Genomic DNA, 14,004 nt, shown 5'->3' on the forward strand with positions numbered 1-14,004 from the left:
CTCAGCGGTCCGGCAGTGCGTGCTCGATGATCGGCCGGCGCGGCAGTGGGTTGCGCTCACCACGTTTGGCGGCCAGGTACACCTGGGCAGTCTCGGCGGCGACGGTGTGCCAGTCGAAATCGTGGTTGAGGCGCTCGCGGGCGGCGATGGCGCGGCGCTGCGCGGCGGCCGGGTCGTCCAGCACGGTACGCACGGCGGCGGCCAGCTGGGCGATGTTGTGCGGCGGGAAGGACACGCCGGTCTCACCGTTGATGACGGCCTCGCCCAGGCCACCCACATTGGAGGTGACCAGGGGAGTGCCGGTGGCGGCGGCCTCCAGCGCGACGATGCCGAACGGCTCGTAGTGGCTGGGCAGCACGGCGGCGTCGACGGTGTGCAGCATCTGCACCAGCTCGGCATGGTCGAGGCGCCCGACGAACTCGATCGCCTTGACCACCTTGTATTTCCGGGCTTGCTCGGCAAGCCAGTCGCGCTGCGTGCCGTCACCGGCGATGGTCAGCGTGGTGCCCGGATGCGTGCGCCGGATGCGTGGCAGCGCGGCGATGGCGTCCTGCACGCCCTTCTCGTACTCCAGCCGACCCAGATAGAGCAGCCGGGGCGGCCCGTCGTGTGCGTCGCGTTCGGCGAATGGCCATGCGGCGGCGTCGATTCCGTTGCGGATCACCCGGGTCTCGGCGAGGCCGGGCCCGAACAGTTCGGTGATCTCGTCACCCATGGACGCCGAACACGTGATCAGGAAGTCGGATTCGCGCACCAGCCAGGACTCCACCGCGTGCACCTGGCGGCTGATCGGGCCCGACACCCAACCGGAATGCCGGCCCGCCTCGGTCGCGTGGATGGTCGAAACCAAAGGGGCGTCGAAGAACTCGGCCAGCGCGATGGCGGGATGGGCCACCAGCCAGTCGTGCGCGTGCACGATGTCCGGGCGCCAGGGCCGCCCGGCGGGGGTGCGGATGCCCAGGCCGGCCCGGGTCATGGCATGTCCCATCGCCAGCACCCAGGCCATCATGTCGGTGCCGAAGTCGAACTCGTGCGGGTCCTCCGCGGCGGCGACGACGCGCACCCCCTCGCTCACCTCGTCGGTGGAGGGATGGGTGCTCGGGTCGGTGCCCGCGGGCCGCCGGGACAGCACCACCACCTCGTGGCCCGCCTCGGCGAGCGCGGTGGCCAGGTGATGCACGTGCCGGCCCAATCCGCCGACCACCACCGGCGGGTACTCCCACGACACCATCAGGATCTTCATCGGTGCCCTCTGCTCTTCGCGCGAGCGCTCATCGCGGCAACCTCCTGGCATCGAGCGCGCCGAACAACCCGTCGGCGCGGTTCCAGTCCTCGGCCAGTCGCTGTGCGTGGTCGCGCCGCCCGGCGGCCACCGCGGCGGCGATCTCGCGGGTCGCATGCGCGTGCAGATGCGCGCGGTAGCGGGCGTATTCGGCCGCCGAATCCTTGCTCACCATGAAGGGCCAGTCGCTGGAAACGGTCAACAGTGTCTCGCGCAGGATCTGGTCGGCCACCCGGTCGCGGGTGTGCGGCGCGTCGGTCGCATCCAGTGCCTTGTCCACCGCCGTCAGCGCGGTGTCCACCACCTCACTGTTGAGCTGCACGATATCGCTCACCGCCGGCCCATTCCATACCTGCCAGTTCTTGCCGGAACCCCAAGAGCTGGGCGGCAATTCGACGGAGCTGCCGACGAAACCGGCCTCGATGGCGTCCGTCAGGGTGCCGACCCGGATGCCGGCGGACGGCAGCGCCCGCAGCAGCCGCTCCAGCCACAGCGGGCCCTCATGCCACCAATGGCCGAACAGTTCGGTGTCGAACGCCGCCACCACGTGGGCCGGGCGTCCGGTGCGTTCGCCCTCGTCGACCAGTCGGCGGCGCACCACCTCGACGAAATCGGCCACATGGGCGTCCACCGCGCGGTCGGCCCGCTGCGGGTCATACGGTGCCTTCTCCGCCGACGGCACGTTGCGGCCGGTGACCCGTGCCGGTTTGAGGCCGGTCACGTGGTCGTAGGTGTGGAAGTCGCGGTAGGCGGCGTGACCCGGATAGCCGGACTTGGGCGACCACACCCGGTAGCTGACCTGCAGATCGCGCCCGAACGCGATGACGTTCGACTCGCCGACCGGGCGGCCGACGGCGGTGTCGCCGTGCAGCGAGGGCCCGTCGACCATGAAATGGCTGACACCGGCTGCGGCATAACCGGTTTCCATGCCCGGCGCATACGCGCATTCAGGCGCCCAGATGCCCGTCGGGGTGTGCGCGAAGCGGTGCGCGGCATCGGCCAGGCCCTCGCGCAGCGCGAATTCGCGCAACCGCGGGTGCAGCAGCGGCTGGAACGGGTGGGCCAACGGGCCGCCGAGTAGTTCGATGGTGCCGCCGTCGATGAGTCCGCGCAGCAGCGGGCTGGCGCCGTGGCACCACAGCGAGCCGAACTCGTCGAGCGCGCGCTCGGCCGCTTCGAATTCGTGAGTTCCGAACGCGCGCATGGCTTCCGGCGCGGCGAACGCGGTGCCGGACCGGACCGTGGTGGCCTCCAGTGCGCGCAGCTGCCAGTTGGCCAGCCAGTGCCGCATCCCGGCCAGGCAGTACGGGTCGTCGAGCTGGGCGGTCACCACCGGCGTCATGCCCAGGGTGACCAGGCGTCCGCGGCCCTCGGCGGCCAGCGTGCGCAGCGTCCGCAGCAGCGGCAGATAGGACGCCGCCCAGGACTGGTAGAGCCATTCCTCGCCGACCGGCCAGCGCCCGTGGTGGGCCAGCCACGGCAGGTGGGTGTGCAGGACCAGGGTGAACAGGCCCGGTACCGGCTCGCTCATGGCCGGATCGCGATCGCCACCAGGTCCAGGCTGTCGTCAATTTCCCGGGCATCGGTCAGGTCGAAGTCGTCGGTGCTGACCGCGGCGACATCGGCCAGCAGCTCGTCCGACCACGGCGCGCCGGCGACCGCGCGGGCGATCTGGGCGTCGATGATGGAACCGCCGTGCCGGGCGTCCATCGCAGTCAGGCCCGCACCGTGATAGACGCCGAGCATGGCTTCCATCACGAAGCCACCGTCGGTCAACAGTTCGGTCAACTCGGCGGCGTTCAGCTCCCGGGTGTGGAACGGGTTGAGCGGGGTGTCCCGGCCGGGGGAGAAGGTGATCCGGTTCGGGGTCGACATCATCAGCACGCCGCCGGGCCGCAGCACGCGGAAACACTCGCCGACGAACTGGGCCTGATCCCACAGGTGCTCGATGACCTGGAAATTCACCACGACGTCCACCGACGCATCGGCAAGGGGAAGGTTGGCCAGATTTCCCAAGTGCATCTGCACGCGCGGGTACCGCGCCCGGATGTGGGCCACCGCGGATTCGTCGTAGTCCACGCCGATGACCCGGCGGGCCACGCCGGCGATCAGATCGGCGCCGTAACCCTCGCCGGGCCCGGCCTCCAACACGTCGCGATCGACGCAGCGCTCGGCCAGCCGCTGGTAGACCACCTCGTGCCGGCGGAACCAGTAGTTCTCCTCGGCGAGGCCGGGAATGGTGCGTTCACCGGTCAGCGGCAGCGAAGGCTGCGCGCCCGGGTTGTCGACCGAACCGAATGTGCTCATTGGAAGGCAGGCTAACCCGTGATGAGGTGTTCGCGAACGGTGCCCGGCGACCGTGAGGTCTTGATGAGCGGATTGAGCGGTTATGGTGTCCTTGCGTGCCGCAAAAGTTACCGACGGGTAACCTGGTGGCCGTTGCGTAATTCGTGATATGCCCAGGCCGGCTGACGGCCTCATCGAGGAGGACGAACCACAGTCATGACGAACATCGTGGTCCTGATCAAGCAGGTCCCTGACACCTGGTCGGAGCGCAAGCTCACCGACGGCGACTTCACTCTCGACCGGGAGGCGGCCGACGCCGTTCTGGACGAGATCAACGAGCGCGCGGTCGAGGAAGCGCTGCTGATCAAGGAGCGCGAGGGTGGCGACAGCACCGTGACCGTGCTGACCGCCGGTCCCGAGCGCGCCACCGAAGCCATCCGCAAGGCCCTGTCCATGGGTGCCGACAAGGCGGTCCACCTCAAGGACGACGGCCTGCACGGTTCCGATGTCATCCAGACCGGCTGGGCCCTGGCCCGTGCGCTGGGCACCATCGAAGGCACCGAGCTGGTCATCGCCGGCAACGAGGCCACCGATGGTGTCGGCGGCGCCGTCCCGGCCGTCATCGCCGAGTACCTGGGCCTGCCGCAGCTGACCCACGTGCGCAAGCTGAACGTCGAGGGCGGCAAGGTCACCGCCGAGCGGGAGACCGACGAGGGCGTATTCGGCCTGGAGGCCACCCTGCCCGCCGTGGTCAGCGTGAACGAGAAGATCAACGAGCCGCGCTTCCCGTCCTTCAAGGGCATCATGGCCGCCAAGAAGAAGGAAGTCACCGTCCTGACCCTGGCCGAGATCGGTGTCGAGGCGGACGAGGTGGGCGTGGCCAACGCCGGCACCAAGGTGCTGTCGTCCACCCCGAAGCCGCCGAAGACCGCCGGCGAGAAGATCACCGACGAAGGTGAAGGCGGCACCAAGGTCGCCGAGTACCTGGTCGCCCAGAAGCTGATCTAGTCGCCCGATCCCTCAGACACACACTTAAGGACATATTCATGGCTGAAGTACTTGTGCTCGTCGAGCACGCCGATGGTGCGCTGAAGAAGGTCAGCACCGAACTCATCACCGCCGCCCGGGTTCTGGGCGAGCCGTCCGCCGTCGTGGTGGCCGCCCCCGGCACCGCCGCCGGCCTGACCGACGGTCTGAAGGCCGCCGGTGCCGCCAAGATCTACGTCGCCGAGTCGGCCGATGTGGACACCTACCTGGTCACCCCGAAGGTCGACGTGCTGGCCGCGCTGGCCGAGTCGGCCGCGCCGGCCGGTGTGGTCATCGCCGCCACCGCCGAGGGCAAAGAGGTGGCCGGCCGGCTGGCCGCGCGCCTGGGCTCGGGTCTGCTCGTCGACATCGTCGAACTCAAAGACGGTGGCATCGGCGTGCACAGCATCTTCGGTGGCGCCTACACCGTCGAGGCCCAGGCCACCGGTGAGCTGCCGGTGATCACCATCCGCCCGGGTGCTGTCGAGGCCGCCCCGGCCGACGGTGCCGGCGAGGTTGTCAACGTCGAGGTCCCGGCCCAGGCCGAGAATGCGACCAAGATCACGTCCCGCGAGCCGGTCGTCGCCGGTGACCGCCCGGAGCTCACCGAGGCCAGTGTCGTGGTCGCCGGTGGCCGCGGTGTGGGCAGCGCGGACAGCTTCAAGGTGGTCGAGGACCTGGCCGACGCGCTCGGTGGCGCCGTCGGCGCCTCCCGCGCCGCGGTGGACTCGGGCTACTACCCGGGCCAGTTCCAGGTCGGCCAGACCGGTAAGACCGTGTCGCCGCAGCTCTACATCGCGCTCGGCATCTCCGGTGCCATCCAGCACCGTGCCGGTATGCAGACGTCCAAGACCATCATCGCGGTCAACAAGGACGAAGAGGCGCCGATCTTCGAGATCGCCGACCTGGGCATCGTGGGCGACCTGTTCAAGGTGACCCCGCAGCTCACCGACGCCATCAAGGCCCGCAAGGGCTGATCGCTTCACGAAGAAGCCCCCGGACGCGCGTCCGGGGGCTTTTTCGTACTCTGGACTACGGGTTTTCAAGGGCTCCATCCCGGGCCCCGAGCGGCAGTCTGGGTGTATGAGAATTTCGGTTATCGGGGCCACCGGCCTGATCGGCTCGAAGGTGGTCGACCTGCTCAACAGCGACGGACACGATGTCGTCGCCGCGTCCCGCACGTCGGGTGCCGACGTGCTCACCGGAGACGGACTCACCGACGCGCTGGCGGGCGCCGACGTGCTGGTCGACGTCGTCAACTCACCGTCGTTCGACGACGGCCCGGTGATGGACTTCTTCACCCGTTCCACGGCCAACCTGGTGGCCGCTGCCAAGGCGGCCGGCGTCCGGCACTACGTCGCGCTGTCCATCGTCGGGGTCGACACGCTGCCGGAGAGCGGATACCTGCGGGCCAAGGTGGCGCAGGAGCGGACCATCACCGCATCCGGCCTGCCGTACACGATCGTGCGGGCCACCCAGTTCGAGGAGTTCACCGAGGCCATCGTGGCCTCGCTGGACGCCGGCGACGTGGTCCGCGCACCGGACGCGCTCATCCAGCCGGTCGCGTCCGACGATGTCGCGGCCGCGGTGGCCCATGCCGCGACCGCGGATCCGCGCGACGGCATCATCGAGATCGGCGGACCGGCGCAGATCAGTTTCGCCGACCTGGCTCGCCGCGTGCTGGCCGCCCAGGGCAGCGACAAGACCGTCGTGGTCGACGCCCAGGCCACCTACTTCGGTACCCCGCTGCAGCGCGCCAGCCTGGTCACCGGGGACGCGCGCGTGCCACGGCCATGACCGACCTCGGGGATCTCGCGCGAAAGCGGCGCTCGACTCGATTGTTCTTGCGGGACAAGCCCGTTCCCCGGGAACTGCTCGAAGAGGCGCTCACTCTCGCCATGCGCGCCCCGTCGAACTCCAACATCCAGCCGTGGCGGCTGTTCCTCGCCTCGGGCCCGCGCCGGGACCGGCTGGTCGAGGCGCTGCTGGCGGAGGCCTCCCTCGAGCTGCCGGTGACCACCGGGATCCCCGAGACGTACCTGCCGTTGCGGCAGGAGCTCGGCGGCCTGGTGTACGGCTCGATGGGGATCGCCCGTCACGACCAGGACGGCCGGCGGCTGGCCCAGTTGCGCAACTGGGAGTTCTTCCGGGCGCCGGTCGGCGCGGTGGTGTGCATGCACCGCGATCTGGGCGTGGTCGACGCCCTGGGGGTCGGCATGTTCCTGCAGACCCTGCTGCTGGCGCTCGCCGAGCGCGGACTCGGCAGCTGTGTGCAGGTGTCCATCGCGGCGTATCCCGAGATCCTGCGGGCCCACCTCGGCATCCCGGACGAGCTCACGGTGCTGTGCGGCCTGGCGATCGGCTACCCGGATCCCGCGTTCCCGGCCAACAACCTGACGACCCCGCGCAACCCGGTGCAGGACAACGTGGTGTTCGTCGAATAGCCGGCGCTGGCCACATTTCGTCACTGAGCGTGCACGGACACGTCACGCGCCCGATGCCCTCCGGAGACCCGGGTGGGCGACCGTGCTGGTTATGAGCACCGCATCCGTACTCATACCGGCTGATGACACCGATCACGCGGCGCCCGCTGCCGCCGGCCCGCGCTACACCCTGCTGCTGTCCACCGACGCCGGCGACATCGAAGCCGCGCAGCGTCTGCGCCACCATGTGTTCACCTCCGAACCCGGATTCGCCCTGACATCCACCAGTCCAGGATTCGAGGCCGGGCTGGACGCTGACCGCTTCGACCAGTTCTGCGACCACCTGCTGGTCCGTGAGGACACCTCGGGGGAACTGGTGGGCTGCTACCGGATGCTGCCGCCGCCGGGCGCCATCGCCGCGGGCAGCCTGTACACCGCAACCGAATTCGACGTCCGGGCGCTGGACACCCTGCGTCCCTCCCTGGTCGAGATGGGCCGCGCGGTGGTGCGCGGTGATCACCGCAACGGCGCCGTGGTGCTACTCATGTGGGCCGGCATCCTGGCCTACCTGGACCGCTGCGGATACGACTACGTCACCGGCTGCGTATCGGTGCCCACGCATCCAATGTACGAAATCCCCGGCAGCCAGCTGCGCGGCGTGCGCGATTTCGTGCTCCGCAGGCACGGTGCACCGGCGGAGTACACCGTCCGCCCGTACCGGCCGGTGACCATCGACGGGCGCACCCTCGACGAGATCGATCCACCCGCGCGGGTCAGTGTCCCCGCGCTGATGCGCGGTTACCTGCGCCTGGGCGCCGAGGTGTGCGGTGAGCCCGCGCACGACCCGGACTTCGGCGTCGGCGATTTCCCGGCCCTGTTGGACAAACGCAAGGCCGACGTGCGGTACCTGAAACGGCTGCGCTCGGTTGCGCAGGCCGGCGAGATGGCGGCCGGCGCATGACCGCGCACCACCCCTGGTTGCCGCAGGCCTCCTGCGACGCCAGCTGTATGCACGCCGGTGCCGCGCCGCTGGGCTCCCGGCCGGCCGTCTGGACCCGCACGACGCTGCGGGTCATCGGCGCGGTGCTGCTGATCACCGCGGTACCGCTGCTGGCGGTGCCGATGCCCGGCCGGTCCCATATCCAACGGGGGTACTGCCGGTTGATGCTGCGTTGCATCGGGGTGCGGATCACGGTGTCCGGCGGACCGATTCGTAACCTGCGCGGCGTCTTGGTGGTCAGCGGGCACGTCTCGTGGCTGGACATCTTCGCCATCGGCGCGGTCATGCCCGGCTCGTTCGTGGCGCGCGCCGACCTGATCGACTGGCCGGCCCTCGGCGTGGTCGCGCGTCTCATGAAGGTCATCCCGATCGACCGGGGCAATCTGCGCCGGCTGCCCGGCGTGGTCAACGCGGTGGCCGCCCGGCTGCGGGCCGGGCACACCGTGGTGGCCTTCCCCGAGGGCACCACCTGGTGCGGGCTGGGCTACGGCCCGTTCCGGCCGGCCATGTTCCAGGCCGCGGTCGACGCCGGCCGTCCGGTGCAGCCGCTGCGGCTGACCTACCACCATCGCGACGGCCGTCCGTCCACCGTTCCGGCCTATATCGGCGAGGACACCCTGCTGGCGTCGATCCGGCGCCTGGTCACCGCGCGGCGCACCATCGTGCACGTGCGGGTGCAGTCGCTGCAGTTGCCCGGCACATCCCGCCGCGACCTGAAGGCCCGGTGCGAGGCGGCGGTGCGTGGGGACGCGGTCCGGCGCGCGCACGGGCATGAGCGCGCGGCGAGCGAAGCGACGGGGGATGTTGCAGGGGCGAGCGAAGCGGGGGAGATCGTCGCGGCCTGACCTGCGGGTCCGGCCGACGATCCGGCGGCTATCCTGGACAGGCTATGACCGCCGTCTACCTCGACCATGCCGCCACCACGCCGATGCACCCCGCTGCCATCGAGGCGATGACGGCTGTGCTGGCGACGGTGGGCAACGCGTCCTCATTGCACACGTCGGGACGCTCGGCACGGCGCCGGATGGAGGAGGCCCGTGAGGCGCTGGCCGCCCTGCTGGACGCCCGCCCGTCCGAGATCATCTTCACCGCCGGCGGCACCGAGAGTGACAACCTCGCGGTCAAGGGCATCTACCGGGCCCGCCGGGATGCGTCGCCGCAGCTGCGCCGCATCGTCACCACACCGATCGAACACCACGCCGTGCTGGACGCCGTGGAATGGCTGGTGCAGCACGAGGGCGCCGAGGTCAGCTGGCTGCCTGTCGCCTCGGACGGCTCCGTCTCGCCCGAGGCGCTGCGCGCCGTTCTGGCCGAGCACGACGATATCGCGCTGATCTCGGTGATGTGGGCCAACAACGAGGTCGGCACCATCCAGCCGATCGCTGAATTGGCTTCCATTGCAGCCGAATTCGATATCCCCATGCACAGCGACGCGATCCAGGCCGTCGGCCACATCCCGGTCGGTTTCGCGGCCAGCGGGCTGGCCGCCATGTCGGTGGCCGCGCACAAGTTCGGCGGCCCGATGGGCGTCGGCGCGCTGTTGCTGCGCCGCGACACCGCGTGTCTGCCCTTGCTGCACGGCGGCGGCCAGGAACGCGATGTCCGTTCGGGCACACCCGATGTCGCCGGTGTGGTGGCCATGGCCGCGGCCGCCCGGGTGGCCGTCGAGGGCCTGGAGGCCACCGGCGCGCGGGTCGCGGCGTTGCGTGACCGTCTGGTCGAGGGCGTACGGGAGACCATCGAGGATGTGGACGTCAACGGTGCGCTCGGCGATCGACGACTGCCGGGTAACGCCCACTTCACTTTTCGGGGTTGCGAGGGCGACTCGTTGTTGATGTTGTTGGATGCCAAGGGTATCGAGTGCTCCACCGGTTCGGCCTGCACGGCCGGGGTGGCGCAGCCCTCGCATGTGCTGTTGGCGATGGGTGCCGACCCCGCTACCGCACGCGGTTCACTCCGCCTGTCCCTGGGGCACACCAGCACCGACGCCGACGTGGATGCCGCGCTGGCGGCGCTGCCCGCGGCGGTGCAACGAGCCAGGGCGGCGGCCCTGGCCAGTGCGGGGGTGCTGTGATGCGGGTCTTGGTCGCGATGAGCGGCGGCGTCGACTCCTCGGTGGCTGCCGCCCGGATGGTCGACGCCGGCCACGATGTCGTCGGCGTCCATCTCGCGTTGTCCAGCGCGCCCGGCACGCTGCGCACCGGATCGCGCGGCTGCTGCTCGAAGGAGGACGCCGGCGATGCACGCCGGGTCGCCGACATCCTCGGCATCCCGTTCTACGTATGGGATTTCGCCGACCGTTTCAAGGAAGACGTGATCGACGATTTCGTCGATTCCTACGCCCGTGGCGAGACCCCGAACCCGTGCGTGCGCTGCAACGAGAAGATCAAGTTCTCCGCGCTGTCGGCGCGGGCGCTGGCACTGGGCTTCGACGCGGTGGCCACCGGCCATTACGCCCGGTTGGAAGGCGGCCGGCTGCGCCGGGCCGTGGACGCGGACAAGGACCAGTCCTATGTGCTGGGCGTCCTGACCGCCACCCAGTTGCGGCACGCGCTGTTCCCGATCGGCGATACCCCCAAGCCGCAGATCCGCGACGAGGCCGCCAGGCGCGGGCTCGCCGTCGCCGACAAGCCCGACAGTCACGACATCTGCTTCATCCCGTCCGGGGACACCCGTGCGTTCCTGGGCGCCCGGATCGGCGTCCGGCCCGGCGCCGTCGTCGACACCGGTGGCACCGTGCTGGCCGAGCATGACGGCGTGCACGGCTTCACCATCGGCCAGCGCAAGGGTCTCGGCATCGCCGGGCCCGGTCCGGACGGGGCGCCCCGCTATGTCACCGGGATCGACGCGGACACCGGCACGGTGCGCGTCGGCCCGGCCGTCGAACTGGACATCACCACGCTGCGCGGGGACAAGCCGGTGTTCACCTCCGGCAGCGCGCCCACCGGTCCGGTGGAGTGCGTGGTGCAGGTCCGCGCCCACGGCGGCGTGGTGGACGCCGTCGTCGAGCTGCGCGACGGGCAGTTGCACGCCGAACTGCGCACCCCGCTGCGGGGCGTGGCGCCCGGCCAGACGATGGTGCTCTACCGGCCGGATCCGGCCGGCGACGAGGTACTCGGCAGCGCCACCATCGTGCGCTGAATGACGATCGAATAGTGTTGGCTGCGTGAGTATTTTCGCCGCCGCTACCGGTATCGGATCCTGGCCCGGCGCGTCGGCGCGCCAGGCCGCGGAGGTGATCGTCGGCGAACTGCACACGCTGCCGCACCTGGCCGAGCTGCCCGCCCGCGGGATCGGCGCCGATCTGATCGGCCGCGCCGGTGCGCTGTTGGTGGACATCGGCATCGACACCGTGCCCCGTGGTTATCGCATCAGTCCTGGCCGCAGCGCCGTGCTGCGCCGCGCGGTCAGCCTGCTCGACGAGGATCTCGACGCGCTGGAGGAGGCCTGGGAGAAGGCCGGTCTGCGCGGCAGCCAGGGCCGCACCGTCAAGGTGCAGGTGCCCGGCCCGATCACGCTGGCCGCCCAGCTGGAACTGCCCAACGGGCACCGCGCCATCACCGACGCGGGCGCCGTGCGTGACCTGGCGGCCTCGCTGGCCGAGGGCGTCGCCGCACACCGGGCCGCGGTGGCCCGCCGCATCGGCACCGAGGTGGTGGTGCAGCTCGACGAACCGTCGCTGCCCGCTGCACTGGCCGGCCGGCTGACCGGGGTGACCGGCATGTCGGCGGTGCATCCGGTCGACGCCGCGGTGGCCGGCTCGTTGCTCGACGAGTGTGCCCAGCGGGTGGGCGGCGCGCTGATGGTGCACTGCTGTGCCCCCGATGCTCCGTGGAAGCTGTTGCAGGGCAGTCAAATTCAAGCAGTCGCCGTAGACGCCGCGACGTTGGACGCCGCCGACTTGGACGGTATCGGGGAGTTCGTGGAATCCGGACGCACCGTCGTGCTTGGCGTCGTCCCCGGAACGGCGCCGTCACGGCGCCCGGCGCCGGACCAGGTTGCCGGCGCGGCGGCGGCGGTCACCGACCGGCTGGGCTTTGCCCGTACGGTGCTGCGCGACCGGATCGGCATCAGCCCGGCGTGCGGGCTGGCCGGCGCCACCGCGGACTGGGCGCGGAGCGCGCTGAGTCTGCTGCAGCAGGCCGCAGACGGGCTGCGTGAGGATCCGGACGCGGTCTAGCCCGCAAACATCGGTTCGCAGTATGGTGAGGTCCGGACGGCGGGGGAGCCCTGTGGATCGAGCGAAGCGGACCGTGGCGGCGGGTACCGTCGCGCTCTCGCTGTTGATGCTGGCCGGCGGCCCGACCGTGGCGATCGCCTGCGCCAAGCCGGGGGATTCCGGCGGCCATGCCGGACAGGACCGCAACGCCCACCGTGCCGAGCGTGGTGGCGGCGGCAATGGCGGTGCGCCCGGCCGGGCCCGCCCCGACACCGTGGGCCGGGCGCCGCAGGCCGTGGTCGGCTCCGGCCGGTCCCCGGCGGTCGCCGCCCCGCCGAAACCGCCGAAACCGGCGAAACCGCCGGCGTCCGGTTCCTCCGGGTCGTCGGGATCATCGGGCTCACGCCTGTCCGCCACGGCGCCGGTCTTCGTCGCTCCCAAGGTGACGTTCGGCAACGGCCGCCACCCCGGGCCCGCGCCGGGGATTCCCGCCGTGCCCGCGCCGCAGCCTGATGTTGCGGTCCCGCCGCCGGTGGTCGTGGTGCCCCAGCCCGCGCCGCTGGGCATCCCGCAACCGCCCGTGCACCCGAGTGCGCCGGTGGACCTGTTCGCGCTGCACGCCTGGGACAACACCCGGCCCGGGCAGCCGTGGACATCCTGGTTCGGCCTGGCCGGGCTGCTGCTCATCCCGCTGGCCGGCGCGGTGCTGGGATACCGGCAGGCGCGTGCCGCCAAGGCAGCCTCCGGCCTGGCCGTACGCTGACACATTGATTCGTTACCGGTGGTATCGGATACCGGGGGTCATCGCGTAGGTTGTCTCCATGGACAACCCGCCCGATCTCCCCGGCGTGCAGCACCGTTACCTCGACCTCGGCTCTGGCGTGACGATCCACGTCGCCGACGCCGGCCCCGCGGACGGGCCGCCGGTGATGCTGGTGCACGGGTTCCCGCAGAACTGGTGGGAGTGGCGCCGCCATATCGAACCGCTGGCCGCCGACGGGTACCGGGTGCTGTGCCCGGATCTGCGCGGTGCCGGCTGGAGTTCCACCCCGCCGGGGGACCGCTACTTCAAGAACGACCTGGCCGACGACCTGGCCGGTGTGGTGGACGCCCTCGGCGTCGGTCCGGTGCGCCTGGTCGCCCACGACTGGGGCGGTCCCGTCGCGACCATCTTCATGCTGCGTCACCCCGAGAAGGTGGCGTCGTTCATGGGGATCAACACCGCCGTGCCGTGGCTCAAGCGCGATCTGACGGCCTTCGCCAACATCTGGCGGATGTGGTACCAGATCCCGATGCTGCTTCCCGTCATCGGTCCCAAGGTGATCGCCGACCCGAAGATGCGCCTCTTCCGGCTGCTGGGCTCCTGGGTCGGCGGTGACTACGTGACCCCCGCCGAGGACATGGATTTCTACCGGGCCTGTCTGGCCCGGCCGGCCTATGCCGTCGCAGGCTCCAAGTGGTACCGCACCTTCCAGACCCGCGAGGCCTCGCGCTGGATGCGCGGCGAGTACGACCAGCACCACGTCACCGTCCCGGTCCGCTGGTTGCACGGCACCGAGGATTCGGTGCTGACCCCCGAACTGCTGCGGGTGCTGCCCGAACACTGCTGCGACTTCGACCTCGAACTGGTGCCCGGCGCCGGGCACTGGATCATCGAGGAGTGTCCGGACTTGGTGCTGGACCGGCTGCGGACGTTCCTGGCGTTGGGCGCCGGGGCCGACAGGCCCGCCTGATCCTGTCGCGTCGAGGACAGGTAGCGAAGTACTCATCGCTTCTGCCGGCCCGTCGTTCATCGTGGATGCAGCACGGTGTGGTGTCCAGGGGGATG

At 70.6% G+C, this 14,004-nt stretch carries 14 protein-coding genes; 11 read left to right on the forward strand and 3 right to left on the reverse strand.

Translation table 11 applies throughout. The annotated features are described in order from the left end of the window. Position 1: 1 nt before the first annotated feature. The 3 genes from AWB94_RS16810 to AWB94_RS16820 are packed head-to-tail and all read right to left on the reverse strand — an operon-like array spanning position 2 to position 3,589. Positions 2–1,243 (reverse strand): glycosyltransferase family 4 protein, encoded by a 1,242-nt coding sequence (locus tag AWB94_RS16810; RefSeq protein ID WP_062656301.1) that lies wholly within the window; start codon positions 1,241–1,243, stop codon positions 2–4. 28 nt (positions 1,244–1,271) lie between these two features. After that, positions 1,272–2,813: a 1,4-alpha-glucan branching protein domain-containing protein gene (locus tag AWB94_RS16815; RefSeq protein WP_062656302.1), complete on the reverse strand. Its 1,542-nt coding sequence runs from the start codon at positions 2,811–2,813 to the stop codon at positions 1,272–1,274. Further along, complete coding sequence (locus tag AWB94_RS16820; RefSeq protein ID WP_062656303.1) at positions 2,810–3,589, reverse strand: class I SAM-dependent methyltransferase; 780 nt, start codon at positions 3,587–3,589, stop codon at positions 2,810–2,812. The genes AWB94_RS16815 and AWB94_RS16820 overlap by 4 nt, the downstream gene beginning before the upstream one ends. A 195-nt stretch (positions 3,590–3,784) precedes the next feature. On the opposite strand from AWB94_RS16820, the gene AWB94_RS16825 reads away from it, so the two are divergent. The 11 genes from AWB94_RS16825 to AWB94_RS16875 all read left to right on the forward strand — a co-directional run bounded on the left by AWB94_RS16825 (position 3,785) and on the right by AWB94_RS16875 (position 13,909). Beyond that, positions 3,785–4,576 carry an electron transfer flavoprotein subunit beta/FixA family protein gene (locus AWB94_RS16825; protein ID WP_024450491.1) on the forward strand — a complete coding sequence of 264 codons (792 nt, stop codon included), beginning with the start codon at positions 3,785–3,787 and terminating at the stop codon, positions 4,574–4,576. A gap of 38 nt (positions 4,577–4,614) precedes the next feature. After that, a complete protein-coding gene (locus tag AWB94_RS16830) occupies positions 4,615–5,571 on the forward strand; it encodes an electron transfer flavoprotein subunit alpha/FixB family protein (protein WP_062656304.1) in 957 nt (318 codons plus the stop codon). 106 nt (positions 5,572–5,677) lie between these two features. Next, the gene (locus AWB94_RS16835; RefSeq protein ID WP_062656305.1) at positions 5,678–6,391 is read left to right on the forward strand and encodes an SDR family oxidoreductase; all 714 of its coding nucleotides are present in this window, start codon (positions 5,678–5,680) and stop codon (positions 6,389–6,391) included. Further along, positions 6,388–7,038, forward strand: a complete 651-nt coding sequence (locus tag AWB94_RS16840) for a nitroreductase (RefSeq protein ID WP_062656306.1) — start codon at positions 6,388–6,390, stop codon at positions 7,036–7,038. Before AWB94_RS16835 ends, AWB94_RS16840 begins: the two co-directional genes overlap by 4 nt. Positions 7,039–7,129: 91 nt before the next feature. Continuing rightward, positions 7,130–7,978 carry a GNAT family N-acetyltransferase gene (locus AWB94_RS16845; RefSeq protein ID WP_062656307.1) on the forward strand — a complete coding sequence of 283 codons (849 nt, stop codon included), beginning with the start codon at positions 7,130–7,132 and terminating at the stop codon, positions 7,976–7,978. Further along, entirely contained in the window at positions 7,975–8,862 is an 888-nt protein-coding gene (locus tag AWB94_RS16850) for a lysophospholipid acyltransferase family protein (RefSeq protein WP_062656308.1), read from the forward strand. Before AWB94_RS16845 ends, AWB94_RS16850 begins: the two co-directional genes overlap by 4 nt. Before the next feature lie 44 nt (positions 8,863–8,906). After that, positions 8,907–10,091, forward strand: coding sequence for a cysteine desulfurase family protein (locus AWB94_RS16855; RefSeq protein WP_062656309.1), 1,185 nt, complete (start codon positions 8,907–8,909; stop codon positions 10,089–10,091). Next, entirely contained in the window at positions 10,091–11,158 is a 1,068-nt protein-coding gene (mnmA, locus tag AWB94_RS16860; RefSeq protein ID WP_062656597.1) for a tRNA 2-thiouridine(34) synthase MnmA, read from the forward strand. Before AWB94_RS16855 ends, mnmA begins: the two co-directional genes overlap by 1 nt. Positions 11,159–11,183: 25 nt before the next feature. Then, positions 11,184–12,197 carry a uroporphyrinogen decarboxylase/cobalamine-independent methonine synthase family protein gene (locus AWB94_RS16865; RefSeq protein WP_062656310.1) on the forward strand — a complete coding sequence of 338 codons (1,014 nt, stop codon included), beginning with the start codon at positions 11,184–11,186 and terminating at the stop codon, positions 12,195–12,197. 52 nt (positions 12,198–12,249) lie between these two features. Then, positions 12,250–12,939, forward strand: coding sequence for a hypothetical protein (locus AWB94_RS16870; RefSeq protein WP_062656311.1), 690 nt, complete (start codon positions 12,250–12,252; stop codon positions 12,937–12,939). 58 nt (positions 12,940–12,997) lie between these two features. After that, on the forward strand, positions 12,998–13,909 hold the full coding sequence (locus AWB94_RS16875) for an alpha/beta fold hydrolase (RefSeq protein WP_062656312.1): 912 nt from the start codon (positions 12,998–13,000) through the stop codon (positions 13,907–13,909). Positions 13,910–14,004: the final 95 nt, after the last annotated feature.

Source organism: Mycolicibacterium canariasense, from assembly GCF_002101555.1.
GTDB classification, from domain to species: domain Bacteria; phylum Actinomycetota; class Actinomycetes; order Mycobacteriales; family Mycobacteriaceae; genus Mycobacterium; species Mycobacterium canariasense.

What these genes read in the sequence shown, in the direction of transcription:
- AWB94_RS16850 (WP_062656308.1), top strand. Translation starts at nt 7,975, where the DNA reads ATGACCGCGCACCACCCCTGGTTGCCGCAGGCCTCCTGCGACGCCAGC.
- AWB94_RS16845 (WP_062656307.1), top strand. Translation starts at nt 7,130, where the DNA reads ATGAGCACCGCATCCGTACTCATACCGGCTGATGACACCGATCACGCG.
- AWB94_RS16820 (WP_062656303.1), bottom strand. Translation starts at nt 3,589, where the DNA reads ATGAGCACATTCGGTTCGGTCGACAACCCGGGCGCGCAGCCTTCGCTG.
- AWB94_RS16815 (WP_062656302.1), bottom strand. Translation starts at nt 2,813, where the DNA reads ATGAGCGAGCCGGTACCGGGCCTGTTCACCCTGGTCCTGCACACCCAC.
- AWB94_RS16875 (WP_062656312.1), top strand. Translation starts at nt 12,998, where the DNA reads ATGGACAACCCGCCCGATCTCCCCGGCGTGCAGCACCGTTACCTCGAC.
- AWB94_RS16855 (WP_062656309.1), top strand. Translation starts at nt 8,907, where the DNA reads ATGACCGCCGTCTACCTCGACCATGCCGCCACCACGCCGATGCACCCC.
- AWB94_RS16825 (WP_024450491.1), top strand. Translation starts at nt 3,785, where the DNA reads ATGACGAACATCGTGGTCCTGATCAAGCAGGTCCCTGACACCTGGTCG.
- AWB94_RS16840 (WP_062656306.1), top strand. Translation starts at nt 6,388, where the DNA reads ATGACCGACCTCGGGGATCTCGCGCGAAAGCGGCGCTCGACTCGATTG.
- AWB94_RS16830 (WP_062656304.1), top strand. Translation starts at nt 4,615, where the DNA reads ATGGCTGAAGTACTTGTGCTCGTCGAGCACGCCGATGGTGCGCTGAAG.
- AWB94_RS16810 (WP_062656301.1), bottom strand. Translation starts at nt 1,243, where the DNA reads ATGAAGATCCTGATGGTGTCGTGGGAGTACCCGCCGGTGGTGGTCGGC.
- AWB94_RS16835 (WP_062656305.1), top strand. Translation starts at nt 5,678, where the DNA reads ATGAGAATTTCGGTTATCGGGGCCACCGGCCTGATCGGCTCGAAGGTG.
- mnmA (WP_062656597.1), top strand. Translation starts at nt 10,091, where the DNA reads ATGCGGGTCTTGGTCGCGATGAGCGGCGGCGTCGACTCCTCGGTGGCT.